Source organism: Ensifer adhaerens (genome assembly GCF_001270265.1).
Classification (GTDB): domain Bacteria; phylum Pseudomonadota; class Alphaproteobacteria; order Rhizobiales; family Rhizobiaceae; genus Ensifer; species Ensifer adhaerens_B.
Genome location: NZ_LGAP01000020.1, coordinates 91,747 through 104,992, shown reverse-complemented (window position 1 = coordinate 104,992; position 13,246 = coordinate 91,747). Strand labels below are relative to the sequence as shown.

Sequence of the window (13,246 nt, the reverse complement as noted above, 5' to 3'; positions counted from 1 at the left end):
TGTCTCCGATATCAAATTGTTCTCAAATCGGCATGCCCGCCGAGGGGAACGGGAGCCTGTAGCGGCTCCCGTATATGGCCTTACTGGACCAGACGCGGCGCGCCGGTTTCGGCGGCGGTGCCATCGAGGCCGTAGGACTTCAGGACGTTGACGATGGTGCCGTCCGCATGCATCGCCTCGATCTGCGCATCCAGGGCAATGCCGAATTCCTTGGCGTTGAAGGAATAGGGGAATGCGGCTTGAGCGGCCTCCTTGGTCGCCCTGACCCGATCGTCGGAGGCGGCAACCTTGACCTTGACGTCCTTGAGCGCACCGCTCTTTTCAGCGACGACGCCTGTCGAGTAACCGTCCACTGCCACGTCGATACGGCCGGAGAAGAGATCCTGCTGCATGTTGACCGAGTTCGGATAGAGCTTCAGCTTGGAGCCGAGCATCGTCTTCAGGTCCGTGACCCAGAGATAGCCCTGCACCGTGCCGACCTGCTTGTTTTCGAGGTCGCCGACATTGACGACGCCGTCCTTGGAATAGATCGCCATCTGGTCGGTATAGAGCGGCGCCGAGAGGTTCATGACCTTGGCGCGCTCGGCCGTGCGATACCAGTCGCCCGTGGCGATATCGGCCTGGCCCGAAAGCACGTATTGGATGGCGGCGGCCGGATCGACGGCAATCGCCTTCACCTTCAGGCATTCGCGCTTGGCGAATTCCGCGGCGATATCGCCGTCGATGCCCTTCATGTTACCGCTGTCGTCGAGATAGGAATGCGGGACGTAAGTTGTGACGGCAACCGTCAGCGTGCCCTCTTCGATCGTGGCAAAGGTGTGCTTCGGTGTGCAATCCTGGGCAAGCGCCACTTGGCCCGAAACGAGGACGCCGGCGATACCGGTCAAAAGAAGGCGGGTTTTGGTCGTGAACGAAGTCATGCCTGAATGCCCTTTCGTGGTGTTGGTTCAGCGTTGCGCATAGGAACCGGCGCGCTTTTCGACATGGCTGACGAGCAGAGCGGCGGGGATGGAGATCGAGGCGTAGAGAACGCCGGCGGCAAGCAGCGCCGGGAAATAGCGGAAGGTATTCGAGCCGATTTCATAGGCACGGCTGACGAGTTCCGGCAGCGCGATGGTGAAGCAGAGCGACGTGCCCTGGAAGATCAGGATCGAGAAGGCGAGCAGCGCCGGAAGTGCGACACGCAGCCCCTGCGGCAGCAGCACGTAGCGCAAGGCATCCAGTCGATTGAGCCCGATTGCGACGGCCGCCTCTCGCTGGCCATGCGGGATCGACTGTAGGCTGGCGCGAATGATCTCACTGGTATAGGCGCCGGTGTTCCAGGCGAGTGCGATGACGGCTGCGGTAAAGGAGCCAAGCGTCAGGCCGGTCGTCGGCAGGCCGAAATAGATGAACTGCAGCAGCACCAGCGCCGGCGCGCCACGCCCGACTTCGACCAGGAACAGGGCGATTATTTTCGTCAGCCGGCTCTTGGCGAGAACGCCAAGCGCCAGCAGCAGCCCGAACGGAATGCCGATCAAGAGACTGAGCGCGGTCACCTGCAGGCTGATCGAGAGGCCCGACAGGAGATCGGGAAGCCAGGCGGAAAGTTCTTCGTAGCTCGGCAACATCAGCGGGCCACCTTTGCTTGCAGATAGCCGTCAGCGACGCGCGACAGCCAGGCGACCGGCAGGCTCAGGAGGATGTAGAACATGCCGACCAGAGCGAAGACTTCGAGACCGCGGAAAGTCAGCTGCGACAGCTGGTTGCCCTGGAAAGCCAGCTCGCTGACGCCGATGGTCGAGGCCACGGCCGTCTCCTTCATCAGGCCGATGAGGTAACTCGCCGCCGAAGGCAGAGCGACGCGAAAGGCTTGCGGGGCGACAACGTCCGTCAGCGTGTACCAGCGGCCAAGGTTCAGCGCCGACGACGCCTCCCATTGGCCGAAGTGTATCGAGGCCAACGCGCCGCGGTAGATTTCCGCCATGTTCGCGGCCGCGATCAGCCCCAGCCCGGCCAGCGCCGCATTGAAAGGGCTGATCGGGAAGACGCTCATTCCCAAGCCGAAGAAGATGATGAACAGCCAGAGGATCGGCGGAATGCCGCGCACGATCTGGATGAACACCATGGCCACGAACCGCAGCGGCAGGATGCGGCTCTGCCTGGCCGCCACCAGCGGAACCCCGAGCACGGCGCCGGCCAGGAAGGCGCCGAGCGTCAAGGCGGCCGTCCAGGGAAGCCCGCGCAATATGGTGAAGAGGTCGGCCGTGCTCATCGGTCGTGCACCGCCCGAAGGAAGCGCTTGGTGCGCTCCTGCTGCGGATTGCGCATGACGTCTGCCGACGGCCCCTTCTCGATGATCTTGCCGTCGGCCATGATCATCACCGTGTCGGAAACATTCTCGGCAAAGCTCATTTCGTGGGTGACGACGATCATCGTCATGCCGGTCTCGGCCAGTTCCCGCATGACGGCGAGGACTTCGAGGCCGAGTTCGGGATCGAGCGCAGAGGTCGGCTCGTCGAAAAGCATGACGTCTGGATCGAGCGCAAGCGCTCTGGCAATGGCGATGCGCTGCTGCTGGCCGCCGGAACAGCGGCCGGGATATTGCTCCGCCTTGTCGGCCAGGCCGACGCGCTTCAGCAGTTGCATCGACCGTTCGTCGGCACTCCTGCGGCTGCGTCCGAGAACGCGCTCCTGCGCCAGGCTGACATTTCGCAGCACGGTCATATGCGGAAAGAGGTTGAAGGACTGGAAGACCATGCCGACGCTGCGGCGCAAGGTCGAAAGCTCCGATCGCCCGGCGGGGGCGGCCGCGTTGAGCGAGATGTCGCCGATGGACACATGCCCACCATCCGGCGGCTCTAGGTAGTTGATGCAGCGCAGCAGCGTGCTTTTGCCGGATCCGCTCGGCCCAATGATCGCCAGCACTTCTCCTGGCATCACCTCAAGGTCGATGCCGTCGAGCACCGTGTGGTTGCCGTAGTGCTTGCTCAGCTTGTCGAGCTTGATCAGCGGCTTCCGCGCCTGGCCTTTTGCGGATGGCACCCCTTTGGCAGCCAGAGCATCGTCCTCAGTCATTGTCGGTTTGCCACTCCCCAAGTGCAAGACAGCGCCATCCATGACGATTTCGCTCCATTGCAGGCACGGATCGACCCTGCGCCGGGCAGGCCGCGTCCTGTCGCTGAATGTGTTTGATGTTTGCCGTGCGCCGCGGGGGCGAACGACAGTCGTTCCCGTTCTTTTGTTATGGATCACCATAACGATTCGGCGCCGGCTCGGCAGACGACAAAAATTGCAGAGCGGCATAACCTGGGGTTATGACTTTAGTGAGGGCGTTTCGCTGCCTTCTGCGAAAACCGATCGAATGCGTGAGGTGCCAGGCGTTTGCTCGATGCGCCAAGCCTTTGGGGCGTCATGCCCGTCCAACCAAAAATGGTTAATGCTGACGATCGCCGCTGTTGGCAAGATAACACTATTTTAGCCATGACAGATGAGCAAAGCCATCAGATCGCTAGATATCGCTATGCTCACCGAGTCGCTCAAAAATTGCCTGCGCCGTCCGCAAGTGATAGAAAGGGCCGCAAAATTGCAACCGGGCAGGGAAGACGCTGGTGCCTTTACACGCAGTCCGAACCACTGGCTTTGATGACCGGCCACACCACTTGCGAGCAGCATTGACTGTGCGATAGCTATGCATGAGGACCGACTGAATTAGAGCGCGACACCGTTCTCGCCACTTGGATAGCTCGAGCGATGCTCGCGGGCGGTTCAAACGAAACCGCAACGGAAAGGGAAAGGGTAGGATGTCAAGCACTGACTCGACGTTGTCTGCTGCATCTTCCGTGGACGAGACCGTCCTTGGCAACACGGACGAAGTCATCTCTGTCTATGACGAGGCTCTTCATCTCGTGGGATCCTCGGTTGCTCTTCAACGGGCCTACGAGGTGGCCGGACTGGTCGATGCGACGCTCTGGCATGTCTACCCCGAACTGCTGGAACCGGCCTCGAAGGCAATGGCTGAATCCGTTCTTGCCAATGGCGTTCCCCGCAGCATCGAAATCATCGACGGGCCCAATCGTTCACGACGAACCCTGCTCCTCTTTCGCGCTGGGAACGGCGTCGGCGTCATAGAGACGGATGGGGCATCGGTGAGACGCGAAGTCGCGAGCCAGGGCGAGAATGAACGTGCGTTACTGCTTCATCAGGCGACCCATGATGCCCTGACCGGCTTGCCCAACCGTCGCCAGTTCAGCGATGACCTGCGAAGCGTATTGCCGGCGATCCATGAGAAGAAGCCGGCGCTGATGCAGATCGACCTCGACGACTTCAAGCCGATCAACGATACGCTCGGACACGGCGCTGGCGACGCAGTGCTCCGGATGGCAGCCGAGCGTATCCGCAGCGTGTTGCGCGACGGCGAGGTTGCCTACCGGCTTGCGGGAGACGAATTCGCGATCATCCAGCGCGACGCCGATCAGCCCATGGAAGCCGAGCGCTTGGCCGAAGCGGTGGTCAATGCTTTCAAGGAACCTTTCACGGTCGACGGCATCTCGGCCTTTGTCGGTGCAAGCATTGGCATTGCCATTGCGCCGCCCGACGGAAACGAGGGCGAACAGTTGATGAAGGCTGCCGACATCGCTCTTTATGCAGCCAAGAAGGAAGGCCGGGGCCGCGCCAAAACCTTCAGCCGCTCGATGCTGATCGTCCTTGAGCAACGGGAAATGCTGCGCCGGAGCCTGCGCACTGCACTCCGGGAAAACCAGTTCTCCATCGAGTACCAGCCGCTGGTCAGACCGCCCTTTGAGATCGTCGGCTTCGAGGCTCTGGTGCGGTGGCGTCATCCGCTGGTAGGCATCATTCCGCCCAATGTCTTCGTGCCGATGGCCGAGGCCGATGGGCTGATGAGCGATATCGGCCAATGGGTGCTGGAGCAGGCCTGCCGGCAGGCAACCACATGGCCCTCGCATTTCACTGTGGCCGTCAACCTGTCTCCGGCGCAGTTCCTGCACGACGGTTTCACCGATCGCGTGTCGCAGACACTTGATATGGTGGGCTTGCGGGCAGATCGGCTCGAACTGGAAATTACCGAATCGGTTCTTCTCGAAAAGACCACCAACAATCTCGACACACTCAACACCTTGAATGTGCTCGGTATTCAGATTTCTCTCGACGATTTCGGCACCTATTATTCGTCGCTGAGCTATCTCAAGAACTTCCCGTTCGACACGATCAAGATCGACCGCTACTTCATCAAGGATCTCGAGAACGACGAGAAGAGCCAGGTGATCGTCCGCTCGATCATCGCGCTCGCGCACGGTCTGGGAATGGCGGTAACCGCGGAGGGCGTCGAAACCCGTGCCCAGGCCCTGTGGCTGGAGCGCGAAGGCTGCGATCGCTTGCAGGGTTATTTCCTCGGCGTTCCCATGCCGCCCAACGCGATCGACAATTATTTGCGCCAGTCAGCGACAATGGAAATTTCGTAGCACAGCTGGGACATGCCAACGGTCGGGTCGGCCGACGGCGCTAAAGCCGCCCGGACCGCTTAGAAGTTTGCGTGCCTTGTAAATCAGTTTAGAAGTGCCTGTGGGCAGTGGCAAAGTTCCACAGATGGAGGACAAAACAGCATGGATGTCGGCAGCAGTGTTCCAGCTGAAGCGGTTTTCGAGCCCTTGCTCCAGTTCGAAATGGAGATGGGTACATTTCTTTCAGAGTGGCAGCATTGCGACCATCTCTCCACCTATCTGGCCCGCATGATCAGCCACAACAGGGCCGATCCGGTGCGGCATTCGAACTTCTTCTCCTCGGCGCTCAACGAACTGCTCGAGGTTTCCTTCCGCGGCGGCTCGTCCAGCGGTCACATCGGCCTCGCGATCTATCGAAACGGGCCGACGGAACGGGTTCAGATCACGTTTCCCTGCCCGCCCGGACAGATTCCGTTCTACCGTGAGGCCGTGTCGAAGATCGATCGCAGCGATGCGCATTCCCGTTATCTCGATGCCATCTCGACCGACATGGCGCCCAGCCGCGAATCCATCCTTCTTGATCTCGCCATCAATTTCGATGCGAGCATCCGCATCGAGGAAAACACGTCGCCCGCAGTGACACTGATCGTCGACCTGCCGCTGGAAGGGCTCGTGAGTTGAGCGTCGCAGGCCTTTCCCCCAACTTCAAGATGGCGTTCGACGCCAACAGCCAGGTGTTTTCGCTCGCCGGCATCATCCGGCCGAGGTCGGTCGACGAGATCGCCGATAGCATTGCCATGCTCAAGCAGGCGATCGACGACGTACGCGGCGTGCTCTACGTCGACGTGAAACGCCTGATCCAGATGAACAACACCGCCTTCCACGCCTTCGTGCGGGTTGCCCTCGATGCGTGCCGCGCACGCGCCGATTTGCGCGTGGTGATCGTGACGTCGAGCGTCGTCGGCTGGACCACGCGGATGTTCGCACATCTCAACCAGATCGAACCGCAGATTACCGTCGAGGTCTACGATTCGACGTTCTACCCCGGGCAGAGCTTCGTCGAAGACACGAGCTTCATTCCTGTCCTCCGCGCGCAGACGAAAATGACCTGGCGCCACGAGCGTTCGATCCTGCCGCGCCACGGCATGCGGCCCGGCATCGCCATGGCCGACATCTGCTGCGGCATCGGCGATTTCGCCGTGCTCGCGCAGAAGGAGTTTCAGCCGGCGCGGATCGTCGCTCTCGACCACTCGAAGCCGAGCCTCGCCTATGCCCGCAAGGTGGCGGCGGACTTCGGCGTGACGGGTATCGAATATACCTACGGCGACGCGTCGGAGATGCTACTCGAGGACAACCAGTTCGACTTCGTGACCTGCCGGCATTCGCTGCAGATCTTCAATCAGCCGGAGCTGCTTCTCAAGGAGCTCTATCGGATCGTGAAGCCGGGCGGCCGCGTCTACATCACCAACGAGAAGAACTCGCACTGCCTCGGCGAGCCACGGGCGCAAAGCATCCAATGGACCTACAATGAGCTCGCGAGGCTTTTGAGCCATTTCGAGATGGATGTGGAACTAGGGCCAAAGAGCCGCCGCTATCTCGCCGACGCGGGCTTCGACGACATCCTGGTCGAATCCTTCATGGTCACCAATCTGGACGGTGCCCCACAGGATTTCGCCGACGTCATCGCCGGCTGGGAGAAGATGTTTGCGGCAATGGCGGCGAGACACGGCGAAGCGCCCGAATTCATTGACCGTTTTCGCCAGGGCTTCCGGGATCACATCTTCGCGGCACTGCATCCGAAGGGCTATGCAGGCTGGCCGATCTGGGCAGCGTCCGGGCGCAAACCACTATGAGCGAAAGCAATGTCCAACGTCCCCGGTTCGGTTTGAGATCCTTTCGCGCCAAGTTCGTGCTGGTCGTCGGCAGCGCCGTGCTCTTCGACCTCCTGCTAACAGGCGGCCTGGCGCTCTGGAACGTTCAAAGATTGTCGCGCGACGCGACGACGGAGGTCGGGCAGGGCCTGCAAAAGGCAAACGAAGATTACATGCTCACCTACGCGGAATCGACGGCCGCGCGGGTTGATCTTCTGCTCGGCCAGGTTCACGCCGACGTCGCCACGCTCGCGGGCGTGCTCCAGGCGCAGATCGACCGCCCCGTGCGCAGGTCCGACGTCGGAGAGGCACTGGCGCGGCACGCACCAGAATCCGTTACCGTGGCTTACGATTCCAAAGGTGGATGGGCGCAGAACCTTCCGGGACCGCTCTCGAGCGTCAGCGTTTGGAGCTATCTCCTTGGCCCCGACCACCGGCCGCTACCCGAGGTGCAGACCGATATCGAGAACAGCGCCGTTCTCGATCTGGTTGCTCCCGCCCTGCTTGCGCACGGCCGCTCCAAACTGCAGATGTACTACGTCGGACCAAAGGAGCGGCCGATCTTGCGGATGGCGCCCTATGCCGATCAGGCGCAGACGTTCGACCGTCTCTACCCCGGTCACAACGAGGCCAACTTCTGGAACTTCTTCTTCCCCGGCCTCTACGAGTCCTGGGAGGGATGGGCGAAGGATCCGAGCCTCAGGCCCGTTGCAGCCGATAGCACGCAAACGGCACCTTATACGGATGCCGCCACGGGGAAACTGATCGTCAGTTTCTTCCAGCCGCTCTGGACCCGCGACCGCAAGGGTGTCGCCGGAGCGGCCGGAACCGATATCACGCTCGACCAGCTGGCCGAGGTGGTGCAGAACGTCAAGGTCGCCGAGACCGGCTTCGGCTTCCTGGCGATGTCCGACGGCAACGTGCTCGCTATCAACCCGGCCGGCGAAAAGACGATCGGCCTGCAGACGTCAAGCGATACCGGCACCCAGGGCGTGACCGGTGCGGACCGCTCGCTGCGCAAGAGTGCCCAAGCCGCCATCGCGCAATTGCCGCTGGGGCAGGACGGCGTGATCCAGCGTGTCATGCTCGACGAAGCCGGCGAGAAGGTGCCCTATCTCGTTCTCCTGAAGCAGTTGCAGGCGGAGAATTTCTGGGTGTCTGGCCCAGTGCGCAAGGAGACCATGTCGCTCGGCATCGTCGTCCCCGAGCGGGAAATCTATGCCTCGCTGTTTGCAGCGCAATCCGGCATCTCGCAGGCGGCCAACCGCATCCTGGCCTATCAGATCCTGGCGCTGCTTGCGTCATTGCTGTTCGTGACGGCGGCGGTGTTCGGTATCTCCAAGCGCGTGACCGCCGGCATCAGTGCGCTTGCCGGCGCCGCCAAGCGCATTCAGGCGAAGGACTATTCGGTCCGGGTGCCTATCTCGACGCGCGACGAGGTGGGCGAAGCAGGCACGGCCTTCAATCGAATGGCCGAGGAAATCAGCTTCCACACCGAAAACCTTGAGCACCTCGTCGAAGAGCGCACGAAGCAGATCGAGGAAGCCAATCAGCAGATCTCGGCCTTGAACGCGCAGCTGCGCAGCGAGAACCTGCGGCTTGGTGCCGAGCTGGCGGTCGCCCGACAAATCCAGATGATGGTGTTGCCGAAGGTCAGCGAGCTTGACGAGATCGCAGATCTGGAAATTGCCGCCTATATGCGCCCCGCCGACGAAGTGGGCGGCGACTATTACGATGTCCTGCGCGATGGCGCGCGGCTGAAGATCGGGATCGGCGACGTCACCGGCCACGGCCTTGAAAGCGGCGTGCTGATGCTGATGGTCCAGTCGGTCGCGCGCGCCTTGCAGGAAGCCGGCGACATGGATCCCTCACAGTTCCTCAACCGCTTGAATCGCGCGATCTACAAGAACATCGTGCGCACCAACACCAACAAGCATCTTTCCCTCGCATTCCTCGACTATGAGGGCGGCCGTCTGACGCTTTCCGGGCAGCACGAGGAGCTTATCGTCGTTCGCAACAATAAAGAGGTGGAGCGCATCGATACGCTGGATCTCGGCCTGCCGATCGGCCTGGAATCGGACATCTCGCGTTTCGTCGCCACGCGCGAAGTGGCCTTTGCCCGCGGCGACATGATCATTCTGCACACCGACGGTGTGACGGAAGCGGAAAATGCCGCTGGCGAGCTGTTCGGCATTGAGCGGCTTTGCGACAGTGCCCGGCAATTTTACGGACGCAGCGCCGAAGATGCGAAATCAGGTATCATCGAGGACCTGATGGCGCATATCGGCAAGCAGAAAATACACGACGACATTACGCTCGTCGTCATGAGACACAGGTGAGCAGATGACGACTTTGTACGGACCGGCGGACCTCACCAGGCGCGCCAACGAGAGCGTGACGCGGCTGCGCCTGTACGACGGCCAGCTCAATCTAAGCTGGAGACATTGCGCCCTCGCCTCGGATTTTGTCGCCGAGCTGATCGCCATGCGCTACCGCGCCTCGCGCAATGCCTACAAGGAAGTCCGCCACAACATCGGCTATCTGACGAATGAGCTGGTCGAAAACGCGGTCAAGTTCCGTGCCGCGGGCGGCATCGTGGTCGAGGCCTCTATCGACGACAGCAATTTCCGTGCGAAGGTGTCGAACTTCGTCGATGGCGAGACTGCGGCGCGCTTCCAGGATCTGCTGTCCGAGATCACCACGGGCGATCCGGGCGATCTCCTGATCGAACGTATTGAAGCCAACGCAATTGGTACCGGCAAAAGCGGATCTGGACTTGGTCTATTAACACTCATGAGCGATTATGGCGTTCGTTTCGCGTGGGTTTTCGGACCCAATGGCGACGGCGGCGGCATTGCGCTCGAGACCTATGCCTCGATCCCCGTCCCCGATATCTCGAACTGATGAGCAGGTGAATATGGAAATCAAGGACGAGGACTACCGCGTTTGGTCCGAGGGCAACGACATCCACTTCGAGGGAACCATGCGGCTTCCCGGCACGGAAGCCTATGCCCCGATCTTCTCGCTCGCCATGGGCGTGCTTGAGGCCGAGCCCGACCGCATGACGATCGACCTGGCGGAATTGCAGTTCCTGAACTCGTCGGGGATCAACCTGCTCGCAAAACTGACGATCGAGGCCCGCAACCGGCCGAACGTGCAATTGACGGTGCGCGGAACCTCCGAGATCCCGTGGCAGTCGAAGTCGCTGCCCAATCTCAAGAAGCTTCACCCCGGCATCGACCTCAGGCTGAACTGAGGCTGACGCCGGCACAATGGCGAACAGGGGACCTGCCCGACGTCACCTGACAAGATCGACCGGTGCTTTCCGGTCGATCGTTCATTCGCCGCTGCCGATAAGGACAACGGGACGGGCGGCCATCATCCCCCGATGCACGGCAGACCGGTCGGAGCGATGAGATGAGCATCGCAAGAAAACGGAAATCTGTTTCGCCAAGAGCCGCCTTAAGCGCAAAGTCGGCGTCCATGGCAGCGAATTCGCCGACGTTCGAGCACATCGTCACCGATGTCAACGAGACGTTTCTTTGGCGTCTGGACGATTACCCCTGGGAGCGCAACGTCTGGAATTTCCATCCGGAGATCGAGATCCACCTGTTGCGGAAATCCACGGGCATGGCATTCGTCGGTGACCACATCGGGGAGTTCTCACCGGGCTACCTGACGGTCATCGGCAGTAATCTTCCGCATGATTGGGTAACGGCAACGGCGCCCGGCGAGGTGATCGAAGGCCGTGACATCGTCATCCAGTTTCATCCCGACCGGATTCGGCAAATCACCGGCGCCCTGCCCGAATTCGCACAGCTCGAGGATTTCTTCGCGCGAGCGGAGCGAGGACTCGTCTTTCATGGAGACGCACGCGCCAAGGGCGGCGAACTGATCGAGCGCATGGGCAGCGTCAAGGGCTTGTCACGGCTTTCTCTGTTCGTCCAGTTGCTTGACCTTCTCGTCAACACGCCGGAGCACGAGGTGCTGTCGTCGCCCGAATTTGCGCCTAAGCTGGACGCGGAATCGCTCGACGTGCTCCGTCGATCGCTGGCCTACATCTACGAGAATATCGCCACCGACATCCACTTGACCGATGTCGCAGCCATGGCCGGAATGAGCGATACGGCCTTCTCGCGCTTTTTCCAGAAGAATACCGGCAACAGCTTCACCGACCACGTCAACAAGCTGAGGATCTGGCAGGCCTGCAAGCTACTCGCCGAAAGCGATATGCCGATTACCGACATCTGCTTCGAAGTTGGCTATCTCAACATCTCCAACTTCAACAGGACCTTCCTGCGTCATCACCGGATGACACCCTCAGCGTACCGCCGTTTGACGGGGCAGCGCCGCACCTCGCGCGGCTGAGCTCTCCTCTCCGCCGCAACCCTACGAACAATGAACCAATGCTTGGTCTTGAGCCTAGACGGGGTATTTTCTCACATATTTCGCATTAAAGTATAGATTAGACGCATCGCGGGCGCTAGTTCACCTGTCGATAGCGCCTATGATGGTGACCAGCGAAACGGTTCGCTATCAAAGAGACACGTGCCTGATCTGAGGAGTTTCCGGCGCGCGTTATGACCTTGGGGAGGTCCATCACATGAGAAAAGCCAGAACGCTCGTTTCGAGCATCGCCTTCGCATGCCTTCTTTCCAGTACCGTATCCACTATTGCACTCGCCGCCGAATGCACGGACACGATCAAAGTGCTCGCCCAGCCGCGCGACGGCCTGACATTGCTTGAGGATTACAAGGCCGAGTTCGAGAAGCTCAGCGGTGGGGCGTCTTTCGAGATCGACTACCTCAACGAAAACGATCGCCGCGCGAAGACGAAGGCCGACGCTTCGACGATCGGCAAATACAACGTCTACTACATCGACGAGGCCAACGTCGCGCTGTTCGCTTCGGCCGGGTGGGTCGCACCGCTGATGGACTATTATCCCGCGGATTACGACTACGCCGACTTCGATCCGGGTCGCCAGAAAGTCGCCACCTATGACGGCAAAGTCTGGTTTGCTCCGATCACCGGCGGCGGCGACCTCATGGTTTACCGCAAGGACCTGCTTGAAGCGGCAGGCATAGCGCCGCCGAAGACGCTTGATGAATACATCGCCGCGGTGAAGAAGCTCAACCAGCCCGACCAGGGCATCTACGGCACGGCCCTTCGCGGCCAGCGGGGCTCCGGCGCGAATGTGTGGCGCTGGATGCCCTTCTTCAAAGGCTTCGGCGGAAACTGGTTTGACGGCAAGACGCCTGTCTTCGACAGCGAACAGGCGGTGAAGGCCACCGAGACTTACCTAGAGCTCTTCAAGTATTCCGCGCCCGGCAGCCAGACTGGTGGGTGGGATGAGGCGGTCGGCGCCTTCACTTCCGGACAGGTGGCAATGCTGATCGAATCCACGCCGCTTGTCGGCATGGCGATCGATCCCAAATCGTCCAAGGTCGCCGGCAAGGTCGGTTATCTACCGCCGCCGGCACCGTTGACTGGTGGTGGATACGGGCATGGTCTGGCGATCGGCGCAAAGGCCAACAAGGACGAGATCTCCAAGGCCTGCGCCGGTCTGTTCATCGCCTGGGCGACGTCGAAAGAAAACGAGAGCCGGAGGCTTGAAGCCAATCAGTTCAGCGAACTCAACCGCACCAGCATCATGACGAGCAAGAAGTTCGCCGAACTCTACGGACCGGATCTCGGCCAGGCGCTGGCCGATACGGGCAAGGTCACCGCCGTCAACTTCTGGCAGAACCCGCAATGGCCCGACCTCGGCGACCGCTGGGGCATCATCCTGGAAGAGCTGATCACCGGCACCCGCACCGACATCAAGGACGGTCTCGACGAACTCAACGGCTTTGCCAAGGACCTGGTGGCGCGCAGCCAATAGTGGCCCCGCACGACCGATCGCTCCGGCAAGATGCCCCTCTTGCCGGAGACGTC

General features: G+C 60.9%; 13 protein-coding genes. 9 read left to right on the top strand and 4 right to left on the bottom strand.

The features are described 5' to 3' along the window. Positions 1-80 precede the first annotated feature (80 nt). The 4 genes from AC244_RS23890 to AC244_RS23875 are packed head-to-tail and all read right to left on the bottom strand — an operon-like array spanning position 81 to position 3,057. Positions 81-920 (bottom strand): transporter substrate-binding domain-containing protein, encoded by an 840-nt coding sequence (locus AC244_RS23890; protein ID WP_053251314.1) that lies wholly within the window; start codon positions 918-920, stop codon positions 81-83. Positions 921-947: 27 nt separating this feature from the next. After that, the gene (locus tag AC244_RS23885) at positions 948-1,610 is read right to left on the bottom strand and encodes an amino acid ABC transporter permease (protein ID WP_053251313.1); all 663 of its coding nucleotides are present in this window, start codon (positions 1,608-1,610) and stop codon (positions 948-950) included. Then, positions 1,610-2,254, bottom strand: coding sequence for an amino acid ABC transporter permease (locus tag AC244_RS23880; protein ID WP_053251312.1), 645 nt, complete (start codon positions 2,252-2,254; stop codon positions 1,610-1,612). The genes AC244_RS23885 and AC244_RS23880 overlap by 1 nt, the downstream gene beginning before the upstream one ends. Beyond that, positions 2,251-3,057: an amino acid ABC transporter ATP-binding protein gene (locus AC244_RS23875; protein WP_053251311.1), complete on the bottom strand. Its 807-nt coding sequence runs from the start codon at positions 3,055-3,057 to the stop codon at positions 2,251-2,253. Before AC244_RS23875 ends, AC244_RS23880 begins: the two co-directional genes overlap by 4 nt. A gap of 40 nt (positions 3,058-3,097) precedes the next feature. Between AC244_RS23875 and AC244_RS36670 the strand changes: the two genes are divergently transcribed. The 9 genes from AC244_RS36670 (at position 3,098) to AC244_RS23835 (ending at position 13,193) form a co-directional block, all read left to right on the top strand. Beyond that, on the top strand, positions 3,098-3,460 hold the full coding sequence (locus AC244_RS36670) for a hypothetical protein (RefSeq protein ID WP_152976074.1): 363 nt from the start codon (positions 3,098-3,100) through the stop codon (positions 3,458-3,460). Positions 3,461-3,782: 322 nt separating this feature from the next. Beyond that, positions 3,783-5,462: a putative bifunctional diguanylate cyclase/phosphodiesterase gene (locus AC244_RS23870; RefSeq protein WP_053251310.1), complete on the top strand. Its 1,680-nt coding sequence runs from the start codon at positions 3,783-3,785 to the stop codon at positions 5,460-5,462. A gap of 141 nt (positions 5,463-5,603) precedes the next feature. Then, positions 5,604-6,122, top strand: coding sequence for a hypothetical protein (locus AC244_RS23865; RefSeq protein ID WP_053251309.1), 519 nt, complete (start codon positions 5,604-5,606; stop codon positions 6,120-6,122). 29 nt (positions 6,123-6,151) lie between these two features. Next, positions 6,152-7,294 (top strand): class I SAM-dependent methyltransferase, encoded by a 1,143-nt coding sequence (locus AC244_RS23860; RefSeq protein ID WP_053251338.1) that lies wholly within the window; start codon positions 6,152-6,154, stop codon positions 7,292-7,294. After that, a complete protein-coding gene (locus AC244_RS23855; RefSeq protein WP_053251308.1) occupies positions 7,291-9,651 on the top strand; it encodes a SpoIIE family protein phosphatase in 2,361 nt (786 codons plus the stop codon). Before AC244_RS23860 ends, AC244_RS23855 begins: the two co-directional genes overlap by 4 nt. A gap of 4 nt (positions 9,652-9,655) precedes the next feature. After that, on the top strand, positions 9,656-10,216 hold the full coding sequence (locus AC244_RS23850; RefSeq protein ID WP_053251307.1) for a slr1658 superfamily regulator: 561 nt from the start codon (positions 9,656-9,658) through the stop codon (positions 10,214-10,216). Positions 10,217-10,229: 13 nt separating this feature from the next. Then, complete coding sequence (locus tag AC244_RS23845) at positions 10,230-10,568, top strand: slr1659 superfamily regulator (protein WP_053251306.1); 339 nt, start codon at positions 10,230-10,232, stop codon at positions 10,566-10,568. A 227-nt stretch (positions 10,569-10,795) separates the two neighbouring features. Continuing rightward, entirely contained in the window at positions 10,796-11,680 is an 885-nt protein-coding gene (locus AC244_RS23840) for an AraC family transcriptional regulator (protein WP_053251305.1), read from the top strand. A gap of 235 nt (positions 11,681-11,915) precedes the next feature. After that, on the top strand, positions 11,916-13,193 hold the full coding sequence (locus AC244_RS23835; protein ID WP_053251304.1) for an ABC transporter substrate-binding protein: 1,278 nt from the start codon (positions 11,916-11,918) through the stop codon (positions 13,191-13,193). Positions 13,194-13,246 lie beyond the last annotated feature (53 nt).